This is a genomic window from Delftia sp. WSY_10 (genome assembly GCF_043104705.1).
Lineage (GTDB): Bacteria > Pseudomonadota > Gammaproteobacteria > Burkholderiales > Burkholderiaceae_C > Comamonas > Comamonas tsuruhatensis.
Window position 1 is genome coordinate 35,079 of the sequence record NZ_JBICKY010000050.1, and the last position, 23,937, is coordinate 59,015.

General features: G+C 62.5%; 19 protein-coding genes. 12 read left to right on the top strand and 7 right to left on the bottom strand.

Translation table 11 applies throughout. The annotated features are described in order from the left end of the window. Positions 1–80: 80 nt before the first annotated feature. On the top strand, positions 81–878 hold the full coding sequence (locus ACF8ML_RS19560; protein WP_373681058.1) for a hypothetical protein: 798 nt from the start codon (positions 81–83) through the stop codon (positions 876–878). A gap of 11 nt (positions 879–889) precedes the next feature. Here the strand turns inward: ACF8ML_RS19560 and ACF8ML_RS19565 are convergent, their stop codons facing one another. Together ACF8ML_RS19565 and ACF8ML_RS19570 are read right to left on the bottom strand one after the other, a co-directional pair. Next, positions 890–1,225 carry a cupin domain-containing protein gene (locus ACF8ML_RS19565; RefSeq protein WP_016445980.1) on the bottom strand — a complete coding sequence of 112 codons (336 nt, stop codon included), beginning with the start codon at positions 1,223–1,225 and terminating at the stop codon, positions 890–892. Positions 1,226–1,325: 100 nt separating this feature from the next. Beyond that, on the bottom strand, positions 1,326–1,778 hold the full coding sequence (locus ACF8ML_RS19570; protein WP_126312245.1) for an SRPBCC family protein: 453 nt from the start codon (positions 1,776–1,778) through the stop codon (positions 1,326–1,328). A 221-nt stretch (positions 1,779–1,999) separates the two neighbouring features. Here ACF8ML_RS19570 and ACF8ML_RS19575 point away from each other — a divergent pair, with 221 nt between their 5' ends. The 7 genes from ACF8ML_RS19575 to ACF8ML_RS19605 all read left to right on the top strand — a co-directional run bounded on the left by ACF8ML_RS19575 (position 2,000) and on the right by ACF8ML_RS19605 (position 9,605). Further along, positions 2,000–2,983, top strand: a complete 984-nt coding sequence (locus ACF8ML_RS19575) for a tripartite tricarboxylate transporter substrate binding protein (RefSeq protein WP_183017983.1) — start codon at positions 2,000–2,002, stop codon at positions 2,981–2,983. 11 nt (positions 2,984–2,994) lie between these two features. After that, positions 2,995–4,299 (top strand): CaiB/BaiF CoA transferase family protein, encoded by a 1,305-nt coding sequence (locus tag ACF8ML_RS19580; protein ID WP_392407707.1) that lies wholly within the window; start codon positions 2,995–2,997, stop codon positions 4,297–4,299. After that, a complete protein-coding gene (locus tag ACF8ML_RS19585) occupies positions 4,284–4,679 on the top strand; it encodes a cupin domain-containing protein (RefSeq protein ID WP_392407708.1) in 396 nt (131 codons plus the stop codon). The genes ACF8ML_RS19580 and ACF8ML_RS19585 overlap by 16 nt, the downstream gene beginning before the upstream one ends. 57 nt (positions 4,680–4,736) lie before the next feature. After that, entirely contained in the window at positions 4,737–5,900 is a 1,164-nt protein-coding gene (locus ACF8ML_RS19590) for an acyl-CoA dehydrogenase family protein (protein WP_013802491.1), read from the top strand. A gap of 167 nt (positions 5,901–6,067) precedes the next feature. Beyond that, positions 6,068–7,000: a LysR substrate-binding domain-containing protein gene (locus ACF8ML_RS19595; RefSeq protein ID WP_209672935.1), complete on the top strand. Its 933-nt coding sequence runs from the start codon at positions 6,068–6,070 to the stop codon at positions 6,998–7,000. 186 nt (positions 7,001–7,186) lie between these two features. Then, the gene (locus tag ACF8ML_RS19600) at positions 7,187–7,681 is read left to right on the top strand and encodes a discoidin domain-containing protein (RefSeq protein ID WP_152683574.1); all 495 of its coding nucleotides are present in this window, start codon (positions 7,187–7,189) and stop codon (positions 7,679–7,681) included. A gap of 145 nt (positions 7,682–7,826) precedes the next feature. Continuing rightward, complete coding sequence (locus ACF8ML_RS19605; RefSeq protein WP_392407709.1) at positions 7,827–9,605, top strand: hypothetical protein; 1,779 nt, start codon at positions 7,827–7,829, stop codon at positions 9,603–9,605. 108 nt (positions 9,606–9,713) lie between these two features. Here the strand turns inward: ACF8ML_RS19605 and ACF8ML_RS19610 are convergent, their stop codons facing one another. After that, positions 9,714–12,206, bottom strand: a complete 2,493-nt coding sequence (locus tag ACF8ML_RS19610; RefSeq protein WP_392407710.1) for a PAS domain S-box protein — start codon at positions 12,204–12,206, stop codon at positions 9,714–9,716. 598 nt (positions 12,207–12,804) lie between these two features. Between ACF8ML_RS19610 and ACF8ML_RS19615 the strand changes: the two genes are divergently transcribed. From ACF8ML_RS19615 to ACF8ML_RS19625, 3 genes are all read left to right on the top strand, one after another. Further along, a complete protein-coding gene (locus ACF8ML_RS19615) occupies positions 12,805–13,905 on the top strand; it encodes a porin (RefSeq protein WP_392407720.1) in 1,101 nt (366 codons plus the stop codon). 133 nt (positions 13,906–14,038) lie between these two features. Beyond that, positions 14,039–15,619, top strand: coding sequence for an esterase-like activity of phytase family protein (locus tag ACF8ML_RS19620; RefSeq protein WP_392407711.1), 1,581 nt, complete (start codon positions 14,039–14,041; stop codon positions 15,617–15,619). Positions 15,620–16,124: 505 nt separating this feature from the next. Next, a complete protein-coding gene (locus tag ACF8ML_RS19625; RefSeq protein WP_392407721.1) occupies positions 16,125–17,888 on the top strand; it encodes a DEAD/DEAH box helicase in 1,764 nt (587 codons plus the stop codon). Positions 17,889–18,037: 149 nt separating this feature from the next. On the opposite strand, the gene ACF8ML_RS19630 is transcribed toward ACF8ML_RS19625, so the two are convergent. The 3 genes from ACF8ML_RS19630 to ACF8ML_RS19640 form a co-directional block, all read right to left on the bottom strand. Next, positions 18,038–18,496: a sel1 repeat family protein gene (locus ACF8ML_RS19630; protein ID WP_047327797.1), complete on the bottom strand. Its 459-nt coding sequence runs from the start codon at positions 18,494–18,496 to the stop codon at positions 18,038–18,040. 136 nt (positions 18,497–18,632) lie between these two features. After that, complete coding sequence (locus ACF8ML_RS19635) at positions 18,633–20,081, bottom strand: DUF1501 domain-containing protein (RefSeq protein WP_126312249.1); 1,449 nt, start codon at positions 20,079–20,081, stop codon at positions 18,633–18,635. 43 nt (positions 20,082–20,124) lie between these two features. Beyond that, complete coding sequence (locus ACF8ML_RS19640; protein WP_392407712.1) at positions 20,125–22,014, bottom strand: DUF1800 family protein; 1,890 nt, start codon at positions 22,012–22,014, stop codon at positions 20,125–20,127. Between the two features lie 561 nt (positions 22,015–22,575). Here ACF8ML_RS19640 and ACF8ML_RS19645 point away from each other — a divergent pair. Further along, entirely contained in the window at positions 22,576–22,920 is a 345-nt protein-coding gene (locus ACF8ML_RS19645) for a hypothetical protein (protein WP_392407713.1), read from the top strand. A 332-nt stretch (positions 22,921–23,252) separates the two neighbouring features. Here the strand turns inward: ACF8ML_RS19645 and ACF8ML_RS19650 are convergent, their stop codons facing one another. After that, complete coding sequence (locus tag ACF8ML_RS19650; protein WP_155524726.1) at positions 23,253–23,759, bottom strand: hypothetical protein; 507 nt, start codon at positions 23,757–23,759, stop codon at positions 23,253–23,255. Positions 23,760–23,937 lie beyond the last annotated feature (178 nt).

Below are 23,937 nucleotides of genomic sequence, written 5' to 3' on the forward strand. Positions count from 1 at the left end.
GTTGACGCTGCCGGCGCCAGGGCGTGTAAGACAGGGCATCGGGCCTCGGCGCCCCGGTAGTGCGCTGCTATCGTTCCGGGATGACTATTGAGCTTGTCTTGCCAGGGGAGGCCGGCCGAAGAGCCGGGGTGAACGACAGCCAGCCCCGGCCGGGAGGTGGCGCTGCGCGCCGCCTGGCGCCCGTGCTGGCGCTGCTGCTGACGGCGGGCTGCGCCGACACGCCCGCGCCGCGCGGCAAGGTGGAGGGCGCCTCGTTCGAGCCCAGCGAAATCGTGCAGTCCGACAGCAACCGCATGGCCACGCTGGCCATGAAGGAGAACCTGGACAGCCTGATGCGCATCATGGACAAGCTCTACCTGCGCAACCCCGCCGAGTGGAAGAAAACCGCCGAAAGCCGCGAGGCCGCATCCGCCTACGTGCGCATCGCCATCACCGAGCGCCAGCCCTGGGCCGACCTGCGCGGCGCCCAGGATGTGGCCGCGCTCTCGCTGGCGCTGCAGCCCGACTTCAAGGGCGACCGCGTGGCCGCCTTCGTCCATGCGCTGGCCGACACCATCATCACGGCCCACGGCGGGCGCACCAGCTTCACCCTGGTCCATGGGCTGGACCCGCAGCTGATCTACAACGCCGCGCGCAACGTGGAAGTGGCCAACTGGATACTCAACTCACGGCGCAATGCCGCAGGCGGGCCGCTGCTGCTGTCCAACCACCTGGGCGACGACGCGCGCAACCTGAGCTTCGAGCGCGAGATGGGCAAGATCATCGGCCGGCTGGACCTGATCGCCAACTACACCACCGAGCGCTACAGGCGCTCCTTCATCGGCTACGGGCAGGGACTGGTGGCGGGACCCTTCATGCAGTTCCTGCCTGTGCGCTGAGGCGGCAGGCGTCAGGACTCGTCACACAGAACGATGGTAACCAGAGCGGAGGTGTCTTCGATGGCGCGTACCGCATGCGCCATGTTGGCCGGCAGGTGCATCAGCTGGCCGGCCTGCAGGGACTGGCGGCTTTCGCCGAGCATCACCTCCAGCTCGCCTTCCAGGCAATGCAGGCTGACGCTGCCAGGCACCTTGTGCGGCGGCAGCGACTGGCTGGCGCGCAGCACCACGCGGATGACCTCCATGTCCTGGGACTTGAACAGGGCACAGGTCCGGGCGCCCGCCAGCCGCGCACCAAACGGCAGGACATCGATGGCTTGAGCGGTCAGTGCAAAGGGGGTGGCCATGGCGGACCTCCAGGCGTTGGCGGGCAATACTGCCATTGTCCTCCGAAGCACCGCAATCCATCAACCGCAGCTGTGTGACAGCAGGGGCTTGTGCAGGGTCTCAGCCCGGCACGCTGGCCTCCACCAGCAGGGTCAGCAACTGCAGCGACTCCTGCCAGCCCAGGTGACAGGCCTCGGCGGGAATGACGGCGGGCACGCCTTCCTGGGTCACATCCATTTCAGTGCCGCAGAACACCTCGCGCAGCGTGATGGTGGTGATCATCTCTCCGGGCAGTTGCGGGTCGTCGAAGCGGTCGGTATGGCGTACCAGCCGGCCAGGCTCCAGGTCCAGGAACTCCCCGCCGAAGCCGCTGCGCCCGCCCGTGGACAGATTGACGAAGGCCATGCGGTAGCGCCCGCCGACCCGGGCGTCGAACTCGGGCACCTCGCAGATGTAGCCGTGGGGCGGCAGCCATTTTGCAAGGGCAGCGGCCGTGGTGAAGGCCTGGTACACGCGCTGCGGCGGCGCCTTGAGGACGCGGTGCAGCCGGATGGTGTGGACGGTGTGTGGCATGCGGAACTCCTTGGCGTGGTGTCGTGCAGGGCTGCCAGCCTCGCACCGATGCAGTCCTTGCGCAAGAGGCGGGACCTGGAGCCTGGCGCAGGATTCAATGATTCATAAATCGAATCCTTGCTTGGTTTTAAAGAATTGGACTTGAATCATTGACGCCCGCACCATGGCGGCGAGTGCTGGACACACAGCGCCGCTTTCCATAGGAAACAGGAGACAAGCAAATGAAGCATTCCCCGTTGCGCAGGGCCCTGGCCCTTGGCGCTATCAGCACCATTGCGGCCGTGGCCGCGCCCTCTGTGTCGGCGCAGGGGGGGTACCCCTCCAATCCCATCACCCTGGTCGTGCCGTTCGCGGCCGGCAGCGGCACGGACGCCGTGGCGCGCCTGGTGGCCACCCGGCTGGGCGAGCGGCTCAGGCAGCCCGTGATCGTGGACAACAAGGCCGGCGCCAATGCCCAGATTGCCGCCAACCATGTGGCCAAGGCCAGGCCGGACGGCTACACCCTGTTCATGACCACCAACACCTCGCACTCGGCCAACCCCTGGCTGGTCAAGGGCCTGAAGTACGACCCCGTCAAGGACTTCACACCCGTGGCGCGCGTGGGCGAGCTGCCGTTCGCGCTGCTGGTCCACCCCTCCGTTCCGGCCAAGACCGTGCAGGAACTCATCGACTACGCCAAGGCCAATCCCGACCGCCTGTCCTACGGCACGCCCAACAGCACCTCGCTGGTCGCCTCGGAAACCTTCAAGTACGTCACGCACACCCAGATCACTTCGGTGCCCTACAAGTCCAGCCCGCAGGCGCTGACCGACCTCATGGGCAACCAGATCCAGGTCTACGTGGCCGACCTGGGCTCGGCCTGGGGCACGATCAAGACCGACCGCGTTCGCACCCTGGCCGTGACGGCGGCCAAGGGTTCGACCCTGCTGCCCAATGTGCCGGCCATCGGCAAGACGCTGCCGGGCTTCGACATCACGTCGTGGAACGGCATCTTCGGCCCGGCCGGCATGCCCGCCGAGATCACCGAGCGGCTGAACACCGAGCTGCAGGCCATCCTCAAGGACAAGGCCGTGCAGGAGCAATTGGCCCAGGTCGGCTTCGAGGTCTGGCCCACGGCCACGCCCGCCGAGTTCGCCACCTATGTGAAGGACCAGATGGCCCGCTGGGGGCAACTGGTCAAGCAGGCGGGCATCGAGGCGCAGTGAAGGAGAGCCGCATGGAACAAGCGCAGCAAGGGCAGCAAGGGCAGCAAGGCCCTCTTGCCGGGGTGAAGGTGCTGGACATGACCTCGGTGGTCATGGGCCCCTTTGCCACCCAGATCCTTGCGGGCCTGGGGGCCGAGGTGATCAAGGTCGAATCGCCAGAGGGCGACAACATGCGCCACGTCGGCCCCATGCGCAACCCCGCCATGGGCCACATCTTCCTGCAGGCCAACCAGGGCAAGCGCTCCGTGGTGCTGGACCTCAAGCAGGGCGCTGCGCGCGAGGCCCTGCTGCGCCTGGCCGAAGGCTGCGACGTGCTGGTCAGCAACGTGCGGCCCCAGGCCATGGCGCGCCTGGGCCTGGCCTACGAGGACGTGGCGGCGCGCAACCCGCGCATCATCCACGTGAGCTGCTGCGGCTTCGACCAGCGCGGCCCCTACGCAGCCCGGCCCGCATATGACGACCTCATCCAGGGCGCCACCGGCGTGCCCTGGCTGGCGCAGCAATACGGCGGCGGCGAGCCGGCCTATGCCCCCATGACCCTGGGCGACCGCGTCACCGGCCTGCACGCGGTCTACGCCGTCACGGCCGCCCTCTATGCGCGCGAGAAGACCGGCAGGGGCCAGGCCGTGGTCGTGCCCATGTTCGAGGCCATGACCCAGTTCATCCTGGGCGACCATATGGCGGGCCTGTCGTTCGAGCCGCAACTGGGCGGCCCCGGCTATGCGCGCCTGCTCACGGCCCACCGCAGGCCCTATCGCACCAGCGACGGCCACCTGTGCGTTCTCATCTACAACGACAAGCACTGGCACAGCTTCTTCAACGCCATAGGCCAGCCCGAGCGCATGGCCGAGCCCATCTTCGCCACCCACAGCCAGCGCGCGCTGCACATCGATGCCGTCTATGCCGAAGTCTCGCGGCTGATGGCAGGGCGCACCACCGCCGAATGGCGCACGCTGCTTGACGCGGCCGATGTGCCCAACATGCCCATGGCCTCGCCCGAGGACCTGATTGCCGACCCCCAGCACCAGGCCACCGGCTTCGTGCACGAGATAGACCACCCCAGCGAAGGCCGGCTGCGCACCACGGCCAGCCCCACGCGCTGGAGCGCCACGCCGCCCGCAGAACGCGCCGCCCCCGCGCCGCGCCTGGGCGAACACACCCTGCAGGTGCTGCGCGACGCGGGCCTGACCGAGGCCGAGCTGGCCGCCCTGCAGGCCAGCCGCGCCTGCAGCCAGGCTGCCGCGCTGCAAGACGCCCCACCACAAACACAAGCACAAACACAAACAGAAGGAAACCGCCCATGCCCCGCTATCTGATCCGTGAACAAGACGCGCCCGGCTACAGCCCCGCCAACCACCACGGCACCGTCAACCGGCGCCTGGTCAGTGCCGCCAACGTGGGCGCGCGCCACATGGAGCTGGTGCTGGGCACGCTGGAGCAGGGCGGCGGCGCGCTGCCCCATGCCCACCCCGGCATGGAGCAGGCCTGCTACCTGCTGGCCGGAACGGCCGAAGTGGAAATCGACACCCCGGACGGCAAGGAACGCTTTGCCATGCAGCCCGGCGACACCTGCTTCTTCCCCGAGGACTGCATGCACATCTTCCGCGTGACCAGCGCCGAGCCCGTGCGCCTGCTGGTCTTCTACAGCCCGCCGTACGGCGAGAACCCGGAGCGCGTGCGCCGGCCGGCAGCCTGAGCGCCGTCACCCCACAGACACAACAAGCGAACAGCTACAAGCAACGGAGAACACACCATGGACTTTCTGTGGAACGAAGAACAGGAACAGATACGCGACGCCGTCGAACGCGCCTGCGCTCCCTTTGACGCCGACTACTGGCTGCACAAGGACCACGAAGGCGGCTTCCCGCACGACTTCCACAAGGCCCTGGCCGACGCGGGCTGGCTGGGCATTGCCATGCCCGAAGAATTCGGCGGCGCGGGCCTGGGCATCAGCGAGGCGGCGCTGATGATGCACACCATCTCGGCCACGGGCGCGGGCCTGTCGGGCGCCTCGGCCGTGCACATGAACATCTTCGGTCTGCACCCCGTCGTCGTCTTCGGCACGGACGAGCAAAAGCGCCGCTGGCTGCCCCCCCTGATCGCGGGCACGGACAAGGCCTGCTTCGGCGTCACCGAGCCCAATGCCGGCCTCAACACCCTCAAGCTGCAGACCCGCGCCGTGCGCGATGGCGACGTCTACGTGGTCCATGGCCAGAAAGTCTTCATCTCCACCGCCCAGGTCGCCAACAAGATCCTGCTGCTGGTACGCACCAAGCCCGTGGAAGAGTGCAAGGGCACGGAAGGGCTGAGCCTGTTCTACACCGACCTGGACCGCGAACGCATCGAGGTGCGCGAGATCGACAAGCTGGGCCGCAAATGCGTGGACACCAACCAGCTGTTCATCGACGGCCTGCGCATCCCCGCCGAGGACCGCATCGGCGAAGAGGGCAAGGGCTTCTCGTACATCCTGCACGGCCTCAACCCCGAGCGCATCCTCATCGCCGCCGAGGCCGTGGGCCTGGGCCGCGCCGCCCTGGCGCGAGCCACCCAGTACGCCAAGGAGCGCGTGGTCTTCGACCGCCCCATCGGCCAGAACCAGGGCATACAGCACCCGCTGGCCCAGGCCTGGATGGGGCTTGAGGCGGCCCACCTCATGGTGCAAAAGGCCGCCTTCCTCTACGACAGGGGCCTGCCCTGCGGCGCCGAGGCCAACGCCGCCAAGTACCTGGCAGCCGAAGCCTGCGCCAAGGCCTGCGAAACCGCCATCTTCACGCACGGCGGCATGGGCTACGCCAAGGAATACCACGTGGAGCGCTACATGCGCGAATCCTGGATCCCCCGCCTGGCGCCCGTCAGCCCCCAATTGATCATGTGCTTCATCGCCGAAAAGGTATTGGGCCTGCCTAAATCGTATTGACCCCCTGAGTCGCTCCGCGCCTTCCCCCTTCTCGCTGCGCGGAGGGGGACGACACCCTCGGTGCGGGGCGGCCCTTCCTCGGTGTCTCAAAGTTGAGGTGCGCGGGTTTTGTGGCTGCGAACCATCTGAAGTCCCATGATTTATCAATCTGTATTTCAGAGGTAGCCATGGTGCAAGATGCCATCTCGCTTGCTCCCCATCCGCCGCCTCTCATGAAGACCCACCTGCTGCGCTATTTCGTCGCCCTGGCCGAGGAACGTCACTTCGGCCGCGCGGCCCAGCGCCTGTGCATCACCCAGCCGCCGCTGAGCATGGCGCTCAAGACCCTGGAGCAGGACCTGGGCGCCAGCCTCATGGACCGCGACGCCAAGAACGTGCGCCTCACCCCTGCGGGCGAGGCCTTTCTGGTCGAGGCACGCAAGGTGCTCGCCCAACTGCAGCATGCGGCCGACGTGGTGCGTGGCGTGGCCGAAGGCATGCAGGGCCGGCTGGACGTGGGCATCACCGGCTCCATGGTCTACCGCCAGGTGCCCGACTTCTGCCGCGCCTTCCGCGCAGAACGCCCCCTGGTCGAAGTCTGCCTGCATGAAATGTCCACGCGCGAGCAACTGCAGGCCATTGCCAGCGGCCAGATCGACTGCGGCTTTCTCAACATAGCCAACCCGCCAGACGGCCTGCAGACCCTGTCGATCGGCGAGGAACCCTTTGTCTGCTGCCTGCCCGCCACGCATGTGCTGGCGCAGCAGCCCGACATCGACCTGCGCGAACTGGCCCGCGACACCTTCGTCATGTTCGCCCGCGAAGTGGCACCGGCCAACTACGACAACGTCATCGCCTGCCTGCAGCAGGCCGGCATCCACCCCCACACACGCCACGCCGCGCGCCAGTGGCTCACCGTCATGGCCCTGGTCTCGGCAGAGCAGGGCGTGGCCCTGGTGCCCAGCTGCATGCAGCGCGTGGGCATGAACGGCGTGGTGTTCGTGCCCCTGCGCGGTCCGCAGCAGGCCATGACGCCCGCCGTTATGGCCTGGCGGGCGGACCAGCCTGCGGCGGTGCTGCAGGCTTTCATTGAACGTGTGCGTCGGCTGGCGTTGAGTTGAGAGATCCGGCTGTCTTTGGTTCAGACGGCGCTCTTTTTGAGGGTCTGACGAAAATTTGCTGTGCTTGCAGCGATGGTTTTCAGGCACATGGCTGATTAAAAACAGGAATCGTCTGATTGTCGTTTCCATTCCCGTGGCATAGCATTGTATTGCGCAAACTCGCGCAATACTGAAGGAGATGCCATCATGAGATATTCTTTCATCAGATATGTTCTTTTTGGTTTGCTTTTTGCAATTGCTTGGCCAACCAGTGCGGAATTAATCTCAGAGGAAAAAACGGTATCTGCGAACAGCTACGGGACCAAAATTCCAGTTGGTGTCTTTGGTGCTTCAGGGAACTATGGAGATTCGCTCAAAGCAATTGATGGGAATTCGAGTACCTACTGGAATTCAAATGGATTTCCGACGCAATGGATTGCTCTGGATCTTGGGTGGGAAAGAAATTTCTCTCTTATTCGCCTGTTGACCACGCAAAGTCCAGCAGGAGATACAAATCACAGGATATGGGGTAGAACCAATGGAGGGAAAATGATTTTCCTCGGTGCAATCACAAGTTATACAAGTGGAGGTATTTGGCTGGAATTTAAAAATCGCCGACCAGACCCGGTGCGACTTGTCTACGTTGAAACAATATCATCACCATCCTGGGTGGCATGGGCTGATATTGAAGTCTATCAATAAGCATCGAAGCCTGAAAAGCCTGAGATTACAGAATTTCTCTCGCATTGATATTTTGCGGGGAGGAATCGTGGCTTTTTTGCTATTGCGATTGTGATCATTCGGTCAAAAATACCCACGATGAAAAAAACATGTTCAATGGATCTGTGTGGTCTCTGCTTACCTGTTTTGTGATGATACTATTTTCCACATCTTGATGCCATATCGGAAGAAGAAGCCCAGGGGTAGTGATATCTCTGCATCTGAGTATGCAGCAATTGCATGCATTGGAATCTCCTTTGCTGCAGGTCTCGCGCTCTATGGCGGAAAGATTGAATTTCCCAGGGCGCTATACATATCCGCATGGGTTGTGGTTTTCTTATTTTTGGTGCTTGCTGTTGCTCGTGTTATTTTAAGGGTGCTGGATAACGCAAACCCGCCTTTGCTTCTATTTGCCTCGCTGTTGGTATGGGGTATTTATTTCTTTGCGCTGAAGCCGACAAGTACAGGATTCATCAGGCATGATGAAGTATATAGCTGGGGTATGTGGGGTGTACAGCATTTTCTGGGGATATCCTACGACACCTACTACACTCAGGCGCCTTATCCCCAGCTTTTTGCGTATGAACTGGGTTCTGTATTCCTGGCCCAAGGCAATCATGTCTCGCATTTTGCCGCGAAGCTCGTGTGTGGCATACCAGCGCTGGTCATTGTCATTGCATTTTTCGACCTTGTAGCCAGGAGTTCCAGCCAGTTCATCAATTGGCTGACACTGGTGCTTGCTGTGGGCACCTTGGTGAGTTTTGGAAACCTGCTGTTTTGGGCCTATGCCGACCCTTTGGCGACAGCATTGATTCTATTGAGTTTCAATCTTTTGCTGCAGTATTCCGTGAGGCCTGCAAATTTGCGTCCCTTGATGCTTTCGCTGTTCTGCGGTTTTTTGGCCTCTCTTACCAAACAACCCGGATTGTTCTGGTGCCTTGTCACGCTTCCGGCATTGATAGCCCATGGCGTGTGGCGTTGGAAATGGCGGCCTGCGGCACTGGCGGCGTGCATTGTGGTGATGCTGTTTGCAGCCATCTGGCCCTTCTTTGTCGCTCCGGAATTCACAGGAAATCAAGGGGTGCTTGATATCGTGGAGAAAAATGGAGGCTTGATATCATCAGCTCTGATATCCCTGGAAAAGTACATTATCGATACCCCGGAAATAGGCGTACTTCTCATTGGGACCATGCTGATTTCCTTGCTGTCCGCCAAGGGAAGGGTGCTATGGATTCTTTGTGTATTGCCATTTCTAGTGATTTGGTTCACCGTGGGTGCTTATGAACAGCGCCACGGGATTCATGTGCTGCTTGTGTCCACGGCTATCGCAAATCATCTGTTGATCAACCGGTATCCATCTATTGATACTCTTTCGAGTGAGGGAAAAATCTTCAATTTCGATGAAAAAAATCCAATTTATTTCCTCTGTACTGCAGTGTCTGCAGCGCTGTTGGCTTCATCGGTATACCTTGCATATCATCGGAACTATTCGAAACTTGAAGATGGAAATAAAGCAATCTTCATATCTCAATTCGGAAAGAAATCAATTGAAATATATCGAGATATCATAGAAAATCAGCGTAAGATTTTCCTTGTCAGCAACTATCAATATGGCATGTTCTTCAACAGAACCATTATTGGCCGTCCAGAGCTGCACAAGGCTCCGCTGACAACCAAGGATTTCCTGGACGAACTTGTTCAATTCAAGCCCGACTACATTTTTAATGCGGGTGAATGGACGTACGGTCCTTACTCGTCGCACTTGCGGGCGCTGATTGAGTTGTGTCCTGCTGCCTTCTTTCTGAAAAAGAAAAATGACTTTCCGCCTTACTCTGCAATCTATAGGGTAGACAGTCAGGTGCTGGGTGCTGAGTGTCCTTCCCGCGTCGGCAGTGTCCCTCTCTAGTCGGCTATCGACTTGCTTATGTACTGGCTATGTTGGCAGAGGAGCACGGCTCGCGCTGCGAGACAGGCGCCCGGAATCTGCCGGTCACCACGGCCCCAGCCACACGACTCAGTCCAATGGCACAGCGTCTGTACTGCCCAGAATCTCCGCCACCTTGAGCGCCAGCGCCTCCAATGTGAACGGCTTGGTCAGAAGCTGCGTCCCGGGGTGCAGGTTTTCCTGGCTGAGGGGCGATGCCTCGGTGAACCCGGTGATGAAGAGCACCGGCAGGTCGGACCGGGCCAGGCGTGCCTCGTCGGCAAGCTGCTTGCCGTTCATTCCGCCGCGAAGCCTCATGTCCGTGATCAGCATGTCCACCCGGGTTCCGGCACGCAGCACCTGCAGCGCGGCGGCTGCATCTGCCACGGCAAGCACCGTGTAGCCCAGGTCGACAAGCGCCTCGTCGATGAGATGGCGGATCGGGGCTTCGTCATCCACGACCAGCAAGGTCCTTTGGGCAGGAACGACCACGTGCCTTGCCGTATCGACCGCGCGTTCTGCAACGGGCGCGGCGTCGCACCTGGGCAGATACAGGCAGACCGTGGTGCCCTGGCCCGGCTGGGAGAAGATCCTGACCGCTCCTCCCGATTGCCGCGCGAAGCCGTAGATCATCGACAGCCCCAACCCTGTTCCATGGCCCACCGGCTTGGTGGTGTAGAACGGCTCGAAGGCGCGCGCAATGGTCTGCTCCGACATGCCGGTGCCCGTATCGGTGACGCACAGCGACACATAACCGCCCGGCGGAAGGTCCCACTCCCGGGCTGCCGCCTCTTCAAGCTCGATATTGGCTGTCCTGATGGTCAGCCGGCCGCCTTCGGGCATGGCATCGCGGGCGTTGATGCACAGGTTCAGGATGGCGTTCTCCAGCTGCGTTCCATCGATTTGCGCATGCCACAGATGGGCTGCCGGCACGATGTCGATATCCACGCTGGCGCCCACGGTCCTGCGCAGCAGGTCCTCCCAATCGGCCAGGAGCGCGGCCATATCGGTGGGCTTGGAGTCCAGGATCTGCCGGCGCGAGAACGCAAGCAGCCGCTGCGTGAGCGTGGCGGCGCGCCGCACCGCCCCCTGCGCTCCATGGATGAAGCGCGTGAGGTTGTCCACCTGGCCGCGCGCCAGCATCCGCTGCAGCAGCTCCAGATTGCCCATGACGGCCGCCAGCAGGTTGTTGAAGTCGTGCGCAAGGCCGCCCGTCAACTGGCCCACGGCCTCCATCTTCTGCGACTGGCGCAGTTGCTCCTGCACCTTGGCCAGCGCTTCGGCCTTGGCCATTTCGGAGGTGATGTCGCGGCCCACGGCATTGATGCGGCCTGCCGCCGAACGCGTGGACCAGGAGATCCAGCGGTAGCTCCCGTCCCGATGGCGATACCGGTTGTCAAACCGGGCATGCGCCATGCCTGTGGCCAGCTCCTGCGTGTCCTGGACGGTGCGCGCCAGATCCTCTGGATGGATGAGATGAAAAAGCGTCGTGCCCAGCAGCTCGTCTTCACGCCAGCCCAATACCTCGGTCCAGGCCGGGTTGACCGCAGTGATGATGCCCTCGAACGTGCAGCGCATCATGATGTCGGAAGACAGCTGCCACAGCGCGTTGCGGTCGGCCGTGCGCTCTGCCACCTGTTCCTCCAGCGTGGCATTCAAGCGCTCCAGCGCGGCCTGGGCCTGCTTGCGCTCGGTGATGTCGGAGGCCGCTCCCAGCCAGCCGGTGATGGCGCCTGCGGCATCGAACAGCGGCACGGCGCGCGAGAACGCCCAGCCCACGCTGCCATCGACTTGGTTCACCCGGTGCTCGATCACATAGTCGGTCTTCGTGCTGATGGCCCGCGCGATCTCCGCGCGCACCAAGTCGCGGTCCTCCGGGGGGATGTAGTCTTCCAGCCAGTTCGTGTTGGACGCCTGCGTGTCGGGGATGAACCCGCCGCCTGCCAGCTGGTGCAGCTCGCTCCAGTCCGCACTGATGGAGTAGCGCACTTCCGAGGAGGAGCGCACCAGCGCATCCAGCCGCTCCTCGCTCTGGCGCAACATGTCCAGCGCCCGCCGTTCCGCATCGATGTCCAGAATGGCGATGGCCGTGGCCACGACTTCCTTTTCTGCATTGCGCAGCGGCACACCGAACACGCGCGTCCATACCTCAAGCCCCTGGGGCGTGTCATAGACACAGTCAACGCCCGGCACCACCAGCTCACCGCGGAACGCGCGGGCGGCCACAAACTGGTCGCGGGGAACGGGCCTGCCGTCCTTGTCCCAACTGCGCCAGCGCCCCCGGTCTTCCTCAGCCGACAGCAGCGAAGGGATGGGGGTGTCTGGCAGGAAATGGCGGTAGGCCGGGTTGGACATCAGCACCTTGCCACCCTTGCCCACCAGGCACAGGCCTATCGGCAGATGCTCGATGAAATCCGAGAACAGCGTCTTCTGGTCCGCCACTTGTGCATCGAACGGGTCCTGATCGCTGGCGCCCGCGCCCTGTACGGCGCTGGCATGGCCCGCCGTGGCAATCGCCAGCTGCGCCCGCAGCCTGGCGTTTTCCTCGCGAAGCAGGGCAATCTCTTCGGACTCTTGGATCATGGGGGGATGGAGCGGGGCGTTGGGTGGAGGAGAGGGGGCAACTCGCCGCTGGCGGGGACGGCGATGCTGCTTGGGGATCATAGCTGTGACTGCTGGTGCGACCGATGTTGAGGCTGCAGTCCTCGGTGCGGCAATTCTTGTGGGACTTCGCCCTCCCAGGGACTATGGGGTTGAACTGGCCGTGCAATGGGCTGAATTTGGGTCCCCAATGACCGATGAATCGGTCGACGAACGCTCGAAATGTGCCATTGAAAATATGGAAGTCGAAAATCTTATTGAGAAAATGGCAAAAGGATGCATATTTCCGCCAATTTCTCGAATATGAATCAAACAAATCGGCAATGAATGATCTGCCCCGTCGTGCAGGCCATGGCTGAAGGGTGGCGGCGAGAGGGCTTCCCTGCAGGAAACGTGCCGCAGGCACCGCCGCTGCTGTGACTTTCATGTCACACAGCACATCTGTCACGAAGAATACTTATGTGTTGCCTAGAGTTACCGCAGCGGTGGCAGGAGGCTACCGTCATTCTCATTAATAAGTTCAGTTCGTATCTTGCCAATGAAAAATCAAAAAACGTGCTCGCGCATTCTGGGACTCGCGATGGGCACATTCTTCGCCTCTTCTTCCAGCTTGGCCCTGGCACAATCTTCCGTCACCATTTTTGGTGTGGTGGACGTCGGTGTCACCATTGCCAAGTCCGGCAGCAACAGGCTCAATGCACTGAACTCCAGCCAAGGCAAGACCAGCTTGCTTGGCTTGCGCGGCACGGAGGACCTCGGCGGCGGCAACCGAGCTCAGCTCTGGCTTGAAGGCGGCCTCAACCCCGATCTTGGCACTGGCGGCAGCAGCGGCTCCCTTGGCTTCGAGCGCCGCTCCACGATCGGGCTGAGCAACAATTCCTGGGGTGAAATCCGGCTGGGTCGCGACTACACCCCCAGCTACAACATCTTCACCGCTTTCGCGGGCCCCGACACCACCACCGGTGTGCAGGCCAATCTGTTCCAGACGATCCGCCAGACTGCCTACAACGCCGCCAGCCAAAGCGGCGTGGTCGACCGCACGCGCATCAGCAACGCCGTGGGCTACTTCCTGCCGAGCGACCTGGGCGGTATCTATGGCCAGTTCTCGGTTTCCTTTGGCGACGAGAACGCCTCCGGCTCTGGCGCAAGCAAGGCCCGCAGGTACATAGGCGGCAACCTGGGCTATCGCTCTGGCCCGCTGAACGTGGGTATCGGCTACGGCAGGATCGACGGTACCGCGGCCGTGGCTTCGCCCAGCGCCATCGCTGCAACCAGCGATCTGGAAGACCTGGTGCTGGGTGCCTCGTACAACTTCGGCAGTTTCCTGCTCAATGGCGGATACAACAGCCTGAAGTGGGAGCCCGTCAACGGCGCAACCTCCGGGAAGGTGGACGGCTTCTACCTGGGCGCGACCATCCCCATGGGGCCAGGCAGCTTGCGCGTCAAGTACGCCAGCGCCAAGTTCAGCGGCAACGCCTCTGCCCTCACGCGCAGCGGCGGCAAGGCCGACAAGTATTCGATCGGATATGTCTACGACTTCTCCAAGCGCACCTCTCTGTACGCAGGGCTGGCGCGTGTGAACAACAAGAACGGCGCCAGCGTCGGCCTGATCGGCGGCCCTGCGGGTGTGGCCAACGCCGGCTCGACCGGTGTGGATCTGGGTATCAGCCACTCGTTCTGAGCGGCACAGCGCCTTTTTCCATAGACAAAGCCTTCAAGGTGGGGCAGGCCCTTGCCCCACGCAGGGCCTGCCGATCTGCCTATCTGCCGATCTACCTATCAGGCTTGCCTCTTCTTCTCAAGACCTACTCGCCATGCGACCCCCCACTTCTTCTTCCTGCCTGGTGGCAGTGATCGCCGCCGCGGCTGCCTTGCTGAGCGCCTGCGCCGACACCCGCCCGCTCCAGGCCGCCGGCTCCGAGACGGTGACGCAGACCACCGGCGTCGGCAGCATCCGCGCCATCGTCACGCGCCAGGACGTCCAGTTCGACGACAGGTTCTATTTCCCCTACGAAGGCCAACATCCCGCCACCAAGGCCGATTTTCCCAAGGGCTTTCTGCCAGCCTACGGTTCGGGCCTGGCCTTGAAGGGCAGGCGTGCCGACGGCACGCTGGAGTTCTACGCCATCACCGATCGCGGCCCGAACGCGACCACCGGCCCGGTCACGCAGATCACCGACGGCTCCAATCCCGCGGGCTTTGCCAGTTCCACGGTGTTTCCTTCGCCCAACTTCACTCCGTCCATCGGCGTGATCGCCCTCGGAAAAGACGGAGCCAGGCTCGTCTCCACCCTGCCGCTCAGATTCAGCGCCACACAGAATGCCAACGGCCGCGTGCAGCCACGGGGCATCACAGGCAACACGGGCGAGCAAGTCCTGGACGACACCTTCACCTATCCCGGCAAGGCCAAGGGCTACAGCGAATTCGGCCTGGACACGGAATCCGTGGTGGTGGATGCCGCACGCAATGCGCTGTGGGTGTCCGACGAATACGGACCCTTCATCGTGAAGATCGACCCGGCGACCGGCATCATCCAGAAGAAATACGGGCCCGGCACCGGCGCGGCCGATCTGCCGGCCATTCTCGCCAAGCGCCGCGCCAACCGTGGCATGGAGGGGCTGAGCATCGATGCGGCCAGCGGCAAGCTGCACGGCTTCCTGCAAAGCCCCCTGGACGACGGCAAGGCCGACTACAGCACCGCTGCCGTTGCCGACGCAACTGGCAAATCGGAGAACGTGCGCGACTACGCTCGCTTTGTGCGCTGGGTGGAGTTTGACCCGACCACCGAGAAAACCCGCCTGTTTGCCTTGCCCGTGGACAGCCGCTGGTACAACCAAGGCAAGACCGGCAATGCCAAGCTGGGTGATGTGGTCTCACTGGGCAAGGGGAAATTCATCGTCATCGAGCAAGGCACGGGCAAGGACAAGAAAGTCTTCAACGACCTGGTTCTGATCGAGTTTCCGGCCAACGCCACCGACATCACCGCGCTGGGCTCCGACCTGGAAAAGAGCAGCCTGACTGGCAAGCCGGTCAATGGCTCGGACTATTCCAAGGTCGTGACGCTCAAGAAGACCCGGCTCTTCAACCTGAACGCCACCGGCTGGGTGGCCGAGAAGGCCGAAGGCCTGGCACTGGTCGATGACTACACGCTGGCGCTGACCAACGACACCGACTTCGGTGTTTCGCTGGCCGTGCTGGACGCCAGCGGCAAGGAAATCGAAGGCTCGAACGTCACCAAATGCATGGTGGACGCCGACGGCAAGATCGTGAACGACGGCCAATGCGCCAAGGGCGCGGCGAGCCTGCGCTTTACCACCAATGACGTCAACGATCGCACGCAGCGACTGTGGACCTTTAGGTTCAGCAAGAAACTGAGCGAATACGGCGCTCCCTGAACGACTGCGACTGCTTGGCATAGGCAAGACAACGGGGCCAAGGCGATCCAGGGCGGTTCGTCCAGCGCGAAGGCGCTGCGACGGGCCGCAACGCTGATGTCGCCTCCTATGGCATCTGCACGGAGCAGCGCCGCCGTTGCAGCGAAAGTGCGGGGTTGCCGCAATGGCTGGACCTTTCGACCTCCAGCAGTCTTACGGCATTGCCCAAAGCGGTAGTCGTCGAGTGCGTAGATGGCAGGCATACGTCCGAGCCAAGCACTTTCACAATCAAATCCTCCTCTGCTTGGTCATTTCAGAAGCGCCTTCAAATTCCATGCTGGTTTCCGCGTGAGTCGAGGAAATTCAACAGAGAGCCGTTCAGAATCCAATTCCGGATTTTCGATGGCTTGGGATTGGCCAGTCATCGAATTCCTGAAGAGATAGTGCGTGCGGTATCCTCAGCTGCTCTGTGGAGGAGAAGAAAGTGGCGGTACTGATTCCTGCGATGGGCGCGTGCGTTGGGCGCATGACGCCTGGCGAGCGACGCCTGGCCGAGCGGTTGGAGCAAAAGCTCGAAGACGATTACATGCTCTGGTATGACGTACCCATCGGTCCCAAGCAGACGCATCCTGACTTCGTCGTCATTCATCCACGCAGGGGCGTTCTGATTCTTGAGACCAAGGATTGGCGGCTCGAGACGGTTCAAGAGGCGACCAAACAGGCCTGGACGCTCATCGTGGATGGAAGGCCCAAGGTCGTCATCAATCCGGCAGCCCAGGCGCGACACTGCGCCATTCAAGTGGTCAATGCGCTGGAGCGAGATCAGCAACTCATTCACGGCGAAGGCCCTCATCAGGGAAAGCTGGCATTTCCCTGGGGCAGCGGCGTGGTGTTCACCAACATCACGCGCAAGCAGTTCGAAGAGTCTGCACTGGACCAGACGATTGATGCGCATCTGGTCATCTGCAAGGATGAGATGCTGGAATCCGTTGATGCGGAGGCTTTTCAGCAACGCCTGTGGAACATGTTCCCCCACGCTTTCGGGAAAGCCATGTCGGTGCCGCAGCTCGAGCGCACGCGGTGGATCATGTTCCCGCAGGTGCGTGTTCCGGTGCAAGGCAGCCTTCTGCCGGAAGACGCGGACGAGCTGCCGGACATCATGCGCGTCATGGACTTGCAGCAGGAGCAACTCGCGCGCAGCCTGGGCGATGGGCATCGCGTGATCCACGGAGTTGCCGGCTCAGGCAAGACCATGATTCTTGGCTATCGTGCGGAACACCTGGCCAAGACCGCTTCGACCAAGCCCATCCTCGTGCTCTGCTACAACGAGCCCTTGGCAGTGAAGCTCAATGCCTGGTTTGCGGCCAAGGGCCTGGCCGATCGGGTGCATGCCCGCAACTTCCACAAATGGTGTCGCCAGCAGTTGGTGGCCTATGGCCAGACGCTACCCGCTCAGGGCCCGGGCATGTTTGATCAGATGGTGGAGTTTGTGATTCGCGGCGTGGACCGGCAACAGATTCCGTCCGGGCAGTACCAGGCCGTGATGGTCGACGAGGGGCACGACTTTCAGCCTGAATGGCTCAAGCTCGTCACCCAGATGGTGGACCCCGAAACCAACAGCCTGTTGATCCTGTACGACAGCGCCCAGAACATCTATGGCAAGAGCAAGGCGCGTGGCTTCAGCTTCAAGAGCGTGGGAATCCAGGCCTCTGGGCGCACGACCATTCTCAAGATCAACTACCGCAACACCAGGCAGATTCTGCAAATCGCCAACCGCGTCGCCGCCGAGTTCCTGCAACCCAATGCCCAGGATGAGGACGGTGTTCCGCTGGTGCAACCCATCAGCTGCGGCCGCGAAGGGCAGGAGCCGCTGATCGTGCGCCTGCCGAGCTTGCGGGACGAGCCCACCAAGATCGCCGAGCTGCTGGCTGCGGCGCATCAGGAAGGCCACGCCTGGGGTGACATGGCCATCCTGTGCCGCGATCACGACTCCATGAACCAGTGCGCCATGGCACTTGGCCGCCGAAAACTACCGCATCGCGTGCGACATCGTTCAGGTGACTTCGATCCACTGGCCGACACCATCAAAGTGATGACAATGCACGCCAGCAAGGGATTGGAGTTTCCGGTCGTGGCCGTTGCAGGAGTGGGGCAGATGCCGCGCGAAGGCGAAGATGCGGCGGACGAGGCCAAACTGTTCTATGTGGCTGCGACTAGGGCGACACAGAAACTGGTATTGACTGTGGCGGGTGAAGGGGCGTTTGCGAAGGCGCTGGTGAATGCTGGGTGAGGGCGGGGTGAATGCGGGTTGAGGGCAGGGCGAGGACGGGCACAAGTCCGTGGTGCGGTGGTCAGGGCTCCAGGCGTGGTACCAGTGGCGTTGCACCCGCAGCGCATTCTTGAGGATGGCGCTGCGATCCGAAAAGGATTTTGCGCATGTCACCCTTCCCACTCGGATGCGCACGCCATCTTGCCACTCGGCGCATTGCGCAGGCGGTTCAGGAAATCCAACTGGTTTTTGGCCGTTTGATTCCCTTTTGCAACGGCTTGCCGCAGCCAGTGCACTGCTTCGCAGCGATCCGCTTTCACCGCGGTGCCATACAGGGTTGGGCCTGCCAGAAGAATCCATGCCAGTGTTTCCTGGGCTTGTGGCTCGCCATCCCGGGCCGCCTGGCGCAGCAACGCGAGCATGGAGGCGTAGTCACCCGCAGTCTGCGCCTCCAGGGCCAGTTGAAACCGCTGCTCGGAAGTCGTGGCCATGTCCAACGGCAGCGGTGCCGCCTGCGCCAGCGCGCCGGACAGGGCCGCTGCGATGAACAAGCCATGCCGTGCATGCCGGGCCAGCGTGGCAATTGGGGTGGCAATTGGTGTGGCAATTGGGCGGAATTCGAATCGCATTTTTGTCTCCACTTGAACTGAGTGGCCCCATCGTCTTCGCAATCCCGATCCCTGAAAATTCGGAATTGTCAAAGGCGCCCTCAGGGCCACCCAGAGGCTGACTCGAATCGGCCGTGCAGGCCCGGCGCGCACGGCTTCAGCCCATGAACCCCAGATCGATGGGATACGCCGAGCCGCCGAAGTTGCCGATGTGCGGCAGCACCCCCGCCAGCTCGGTATTCGCCACGCCGAACCAGCGCGCCAGGGTGGCGGCGTACTGGTCCACGGCAGTGCTGGGCAACAGGCGCCCCTGTCCGACATGCCACTGGTCCTCGCTGCCGCTGCCGTTTCCCACGCTGATGGGCGGCGGCGCGCCATAGAAGGACGCGCCACGCACCGCGCCGCCCACCACGAAGTGGTGGCCCCCCCAGCCATGGTCCGAGCCGTCGCCGTTGGACGTCAGCGTGCGGCCGAAGTCCGACGCGGTGAAGGCCGTGACCTTGTCGGCCACGCCGAGTTCGGCCGTGGCGTTGTAGAAGGCCGTCATGGCGCTGCTCACCTTGTCGAGCAGCTGCGGCTGGTTGGCGATCAGGTTGTCGTGCAGGTCGAACCCGCCCAGCGAGACGAAGAACACCTGCCGGCGCGTGCCCAGCGCGTTGCGTCCGGCGATGAGCCGGGCCACCACCTTGAGCTGGTCGGCCAGCGGGTTGTTGGCAGGGAAGGCGGTGGACAGGCTGGCGCTGGAGAGGGCTGAAGAGATCTGCCCCTCGGCACTGATGGAGCGCTGCGTGACGCGGGCGTACTCGGCCTCCATCGCGTGGCTGCCAGCCGTCTGCACCAGCTCGCTCAACAGGCCGCGCACGGCGGTCGATCCATAGACGCTGGTGCCCTTGACGGCGTTGATGGGCACGGCGCCGCCCGGGCTGATCTGGTACTGCAGCGCCTGGTCGCCCGAGAGAAACACGGCGTTGCCCGTGGCCGAGATACAGGTGAAGAGCGACGTGGCGTTGGACGACAGCGCCAGGTCGCCCAGGTTGCCGCCCCAGCCCAGGGTGGAGCCTTCTGCGCCCTGCGACTGCCACACCGACTGCTGGTCGTTGTGCGAGAAAAGCTTGGGCGGCAGCGGGTAGCTGCGCCGGTCGCCGGTGGCATATTGGGCCCGCGTGAGCGGCACCAGCAGCGGGCCGACGTTCAGTTGCACCGCAGCGCGGCCCGCGTTGAAGAGGCCGGCCAGGCCCGTCATGGATGGGTGCAGCGCGTACTGCATGCCACCGGCCAGCGCCGTGCGGGGCTGCAGCAGCGTATTGCCCAGCGCGGCGCGGGCCAGGGCAATGCCACCGGCCGTGCCATCGCTGTTGCCGCCGCGGATGGCGGAGTACTGCCCGTAGCGGGTGCTGTCGTAGGGCACGACGGTGTTGGCGTAGTCGCAGCCGCCATAGAGGAAGACGCAGACCAGCGCCTTGTAGTCGCTTGCCTCGAAGGCGGCGGCCTCGCCCAGCGCGGCAAGATTCAGGGCGAAGGGCAGGGCGGTACCGGCGGCGGCCAGTTGCGTGCTGCGGCGCAGGAATGCGCGGCGCGTGTGGCGGGCGGGGTCGATGAAATTCATGGAGATGTCGCTTTGCTTTGCAGACGTTCGGTCACTTGTTCGGTCACTTCTGCACCAGATATTCGGGGCTGGCCATCACCAGCAGCACGGCGGCTGCCACGCGGTTGAGCTGGGTGGCGGTGTTGCTGGTGGCCGTCACCGGCGTGGCATTGAGCGCTGCCACGATGCGCGCCTGCGTGGCGGCCGATACCTGCCCTGCCGACAGCAGCAGCGCCACCTTGCGCACCAGCGCGGCGGCGTCGGCCACCAGGGCCAGCAAGTTGGCGTAGCTGCAGGTGATGTCGAAGCCGTTGGCCGCGCTGCTGCCGCCCTGGGGCAGGTCTGGCGCGTTCACGTAGTAGCCGAAGCGGATCACGTTCTGCATGAAGTTCAGGTAGCCGCTCACGCTGGTCTCGGTGACGATCTGGAACTCCGGCGCCACCTGGCCCGTCGTGGCCAGGGGCGTGGAGGGCGGCACGTAGCCCGGGCGGAAGAAGTTGAACACCGAGCCCGAGCGCAGCGGGCTCTGGCCCAGGCGGGTGGCCGGGTCGCTCAGGTTGTCGATCTTCCAGGTGCCGCGTGCCGACCGCAGCCCGAAGGTGCGGCCCCACTGCACGAAGCGCACCATGGGCTCGCGCAGGCGGCCGTACTGGGGGCTGGCAAGCCCTGCCGCGCCGCGCGCCTCCGGGTCCAGCAGCACGGTGGCGATCACGGCGCGCAGGTCGCCCCGCGTGCCGCTGCCGTTGTCGGCGAAGGCGGCGGCCACGCGCCCCACATAGGCGGGGCTGGGGTTGCTGGTGACCAGGCGCTGGATCAGCTGGCGCCCGATGAAGGGCCCCACGTTGGGGTGGTTGAACAGCGTATCCAGCGCCGCCTTCAGCGCCGCTGGCCCTGACGTGCCCGCAGCCACGGTGGTGCCCAGGAAAGTGGCGGTCAGCGTGGAATGGCGCGCGGCGTTGAAGGCCATGGGCAGCAGCGCCTGCTGCAGCCCCGTCACCGTGCTGCCGCTCAGGTTGGTGGGCTGGTTCTTGCTGGTGTCGTAGTCGTAGCCGGTGAAGACGCGCGCCAGGTTGCTCACATCGGCTGCCGAATAGGTGTCGATGCGGTTGCCGTTGCCGTCGCGCTGCTCGGTGCCGTCGGGGTTGAGGCGGTAGAGGCCGATGGTGAACAGCTGCATCACCTCGCGGGCGTAGTTCTCGTCGGGCTGGCGGCCGCTGCGGGCGTCTTCCTTCTGGTTGCCGCGCGTGCTCAGGTAGATGCCCATGGCCGGGCTGAGCGTGACGGCCTCCAGCAGCGTGCGGAAGTTGCCGAAGGCATGCTGGTTCAGCAGATCCCAGTAGCCGGAGGCCAGGAAGATGCTCCAGGGCTGCTCCAGCCCCGTGGTGGAGACCACCATGATCTCCGACAGCGCCAATGCCACACGCTTGCGCACGGCGTCGCGCTCCGTGAAAAGCTGGCTCCAGAGCATGAAGTCGGAGGGATACGAGACGTTGTCGTAGCGCGTGCCGGCCTCTGCCACGCCGTAGCCGCGCTGCATCAGCCAGGCCGTGCCCGTGGTGTCCACGGGCAGCGCGAACTGCTCGGCCAGCCAGGGGCCGTAGCCCTTGGCGCGCAGCGCTGCGATCTCCTCGTCGGTGGCCGAGAACTGCGCCTGCAGCAGAAAACGTGCGGCTTCTTCATCGCTGGTGGGGGTGGCCGTGGTGCCCGTACCGGTTCCGCCACCAGGGCTGGCGCCCGTGCCGCCAGTGCCGGTGCCGGGGGCTGAATCGCCCCCACCGCCCCCGCAGGCCACCAGCAGCGCGGCCGCAAGGGAGGAGGCCAGGGCGGGAGGGATCAGGGAGCTCTTCGGTTCGTGGCCGAGGTGGCCGGGCTCTGCGCAGGCAGGCAAGGAATCCGCGGGCGCGCGGTCGGGCGGCTGCAGCGTGGAGGCTGCAGCCTGTGGTGTGGGGTGCATTGTGGGCTTTCAGGCAGAGGCCGGGGCGTGGCAACGAACTGCCTCGCTCTTCGGCGCGTGGCGCAGAGTGTTCCAAGGATTTCGGAGGTGCGCAGCCACCTTGCAGCCCAAAAGCGTGTCAAGACGTTATACGGCGCAGGGGCGTCAGGGGGCTGTATGCAGGGTTGACGCTGTGGAGCCTGGGCAAAGCCCGATGTGGGCCGCTCGCCTGCCGGTGTTCTGAGGGGATGCGCAGCGTTGTGCGGGTGCAACCATGCGGGCGGATTGTCATAGGGCTTTCTCCTGCTTCAGGCTGAAGAATGCTGCTTGACGTCTTGGGGCCGTACACCTGAGTGCGGTGCGTCTGCACGGTGCCGCGTTGCCGAGCGGTATCTGTCGCCTTGTGTTCGCATGGCAAGGCTCCTGAACGCTGCACGCAGGCTCAGACGCACCAGGGATGCCAAGGCCAGGCAATCCTTGGGTTGCCAGTGCGTGTAGGGTGAAGTCATTCGTGCAAGTTACCTGGATCTCAGATGTTGCACTTCATATTTGACACCACCGTAAATCCACTGTGCAAAGACAATGACAAGAATCTTCTTTATGTTGGTGGCGATCATGATTTCTGGCACCACGTCTGCTGATGAGAAAAATTCACCACCAATCCAAGATTTGCAAGAAATAAAGAGATCTGCAGATGAATTCTTGATTGGGGAAAGCAGGCAGAAGAGAACGCAATTCACTGCTGTTCGAGTCAATCCAAAAATAATAGTCGAACAGTGCGCTGTTCCACTTGAATCGGACTGGGCATCTTCAGACAGTGGAGTTCTAGGAAAAAGAGTTCAAGTTTTCTGCAGATCGACATTGCACGACAAAAAGGGTTGGCGTGTTCTGGTGCCAATTGCAGCGTCAGCCACACACAAGAATTAGAGTGAAATTCTATGCGTCAAGATGATTGGCTACCGCGCAAACGAAGGACGATTCCAAGAGGCGCTGATGCCGCTCAGCAGCGCTGTCGTTGTGGCGCAGTGCCACTGGATAAGCCCTAGGTTGTGGCAAGGGCTGGTACGGACCATCTCGCTCGTCGGGGGTCAATGTCGGGACTTCGCGCGGCTTTGGAGGCGTTTTCTGGGAAGTTGAGGTGGATGGAGCGAGTGATATGGGCCTGAGCGATCCATGACCACCGGACTTTGCCCATTGCTAGCTGTCGGAAGTCGACCCAAAGCGAAATTTCGCTTCGAATGGTTTTGAGAAACCGCACATTATGGTTCATAACTCAGTATTGCACGGGCAACCGCTCTGTTACATTCTGGGTCTCCAGCAAATTCACTGAGCGCACGGGCAAACGGGGCGTTATCAACCCTCTTTATTTCTTGCAATTCCGCTGGTGAAAGTTGGTCATTTCTCCCTGTTCGAATTTCACGGTTCATCTTATCTCTCAGGCGTTGAGTTCTAGGGGATGCATAGTAAGCGATGACGTCCCGTGCCTCGGAGCCAGACACATACCTTCGCGCGAATGGCAGAGCAGCATCATTAATTAATTTGTTCGAAATAAATGACAACTTGGGGCAGAGGGCAATGTAGGCTGCTGTCCTAGATAAATTATTTTCAGGAAGACACCCTCTGGCTAGACTCGCTTTCGCGATTTCCGCATATCCCATAACTTCAAGCATCTGCGCCCAAGGTTGCTGTTGCTCATTGTCCGCTGCGCTTAAGCTGCCTGTAATGGTTGTAATAACGAAAAATGCAATGATTCGCAATTTTTTCATGAGTGGCTCTCGATAGGAATTTTGATCACTGCGGAAAACAATGCCCCCATGCATGCAATGGTGGAAAAAATAGACAGCAGGTTTTGTGGTTACAGGCGTTGGATTTTAAACCAAAGGCATTTGGGCACGACCTTCGATGCTCAACTCCAATTCAGCAAGATATTTCAGCATGTGTCTG

What these genes read in the sequence shown, in the direction of transcription:
- ACF8ML_RS19595 (WP_209672935.1), top strand. Translation starts at nt 6,068, where the DNA reads ATGGTGCAAGATGCCATCTCGCTTGCTCCCCATCCGCCGCCTCTCATG.
- ACF8ML_RS19630 (WP_047327797.1), bottom strand. Translation starts at nt 18,496, where the DNA reads ATGCGATTCGAATTCCGCCCAATTGCCACACCAATTGCCACCCCAATT.
- ACF8ML_RS19620 (WP_392407711.1), top strand. Translation starts at nt 14,039, where the DNA reads ATGCGACCCCCCACTTCTTCTTCCTGCCTGGTGGCAGTGATCGCCGCC.
- ACF8ML_RS19625 (WP_392407721.1), top strand. Translation starts at nt 16,125, where the DNA reads ATGACGCCTGGCGAGCGACGCCTGGCCGAGCGGTTGGAGCAAAAGCTC.
- ACF8ML_RS19640 (WP_392407712.1), bottom strand. Translation starts at nt 22,014, where the DNA reads ATGCACCCCACACCACAGGCTGCAGCCTCCACGCTGCAGCCGCCCGAC.
- ACF8ML_RS19570 (WP_126312245.1), bottom strand. Translation starts at nt 1,778, where the DNA reads ATGCCACACACCGTCCACACCATCCGGCTGCACCGCGTCCTCAAGGCG.
- ACF8ML_RS19565 (WP_016445980.1), bottom strand. Translation starts at nt 1,225, where the DNA reads ATGGCCACCCCCTTTGCACTGACCGCTCAAGCCATCGATGTCCTGCCG.
- ACF8ML_RS19580 (WP_392407707.1), top strand. Translation starts at nt 2,995, where the DNA reads ATGGAACAAGCGCAGCAAGGGCAGCAAGGGCAGCAAGGCCCTCTTGCC.
- ACF8ML_RS19635 (WP_126312249.1), bottom strand. Translation starts at nt 20,081, where the DNA reads ATGAATTTCATCGACCCCGCCCGCCACACGCGCCGCGCATTCCTGCGC.
- ACF8ML_RS19645 (WP_392407713.1), top strand. Translation starts at nt 22,576, where the DNA reads ATGACAAGAATCTTCTTTATGTTGGTGGCGATCATGATTTCTGGCACC.
- ACF8ML_RS19560 (WP_373681058.1), top strand. Translation starts at nt 81, where the DNA reads ATGACTATTGAGCTTGTCTTGCCAGGGGAGGCCGGCCGAAGAGCCGGG.
- ACF8ML_RS19615 (WP_392407720.1), top strand. Translation starts at nt 12,805, where the DNA reads ATGGGCACATTCTTCGCCTCTTCTTCCAGCTTGGCCCTGGCACAATCT.
- ACF8ML_RS19610 (WP_392407710.1), bottom strand. Translation starts at nt 12,206, where the DNA reads ATGATCCAAGAGTCCGAAGAGATTGCCCTGCTTCGCGAGGAAAACGCC.
- ACF8ML_RS19585 (WP_392407708.1), top strand. Translation starts at nt 4,284, where the DNA reads ATGCCCCGCTATCTGATCCGTGAACAAGACGCGCCCGGCTACAGCCCC.
- ACF8ML_RS19575 (WP_183017983.1), top strand. Translation starts at nt 2,000, where the DNA reads ATGAAGCATTCCCCGTTGCGCAGGGCCCTGGCCCTTGGCGCTATCAGC.
- ACF8ML_RS19590 (WP_013802491.1), top strand. Translation starts at nt 4,737, where the DNA reads ATGGACTTTCTGTGGAACGAAGAACAGGAACAGATACGCGACGCCGTC.
- ACF8ML_RS19600 (WP_152683574.1), top strand. Translation starts at nt 7,187, where the DNA reads ATGAGATATTCTTTCATCAGATATGTTCTTTTTGGTTTGCTTTTTGCA.
- ACF8ML_RS19650 (WP_155524726.1), bottom strand. Translation starts at nt 23,759, where the DNA reads ATGAAAAAATTGCGAATCATTGCATTTTTCGTTATTACAACCATTACA.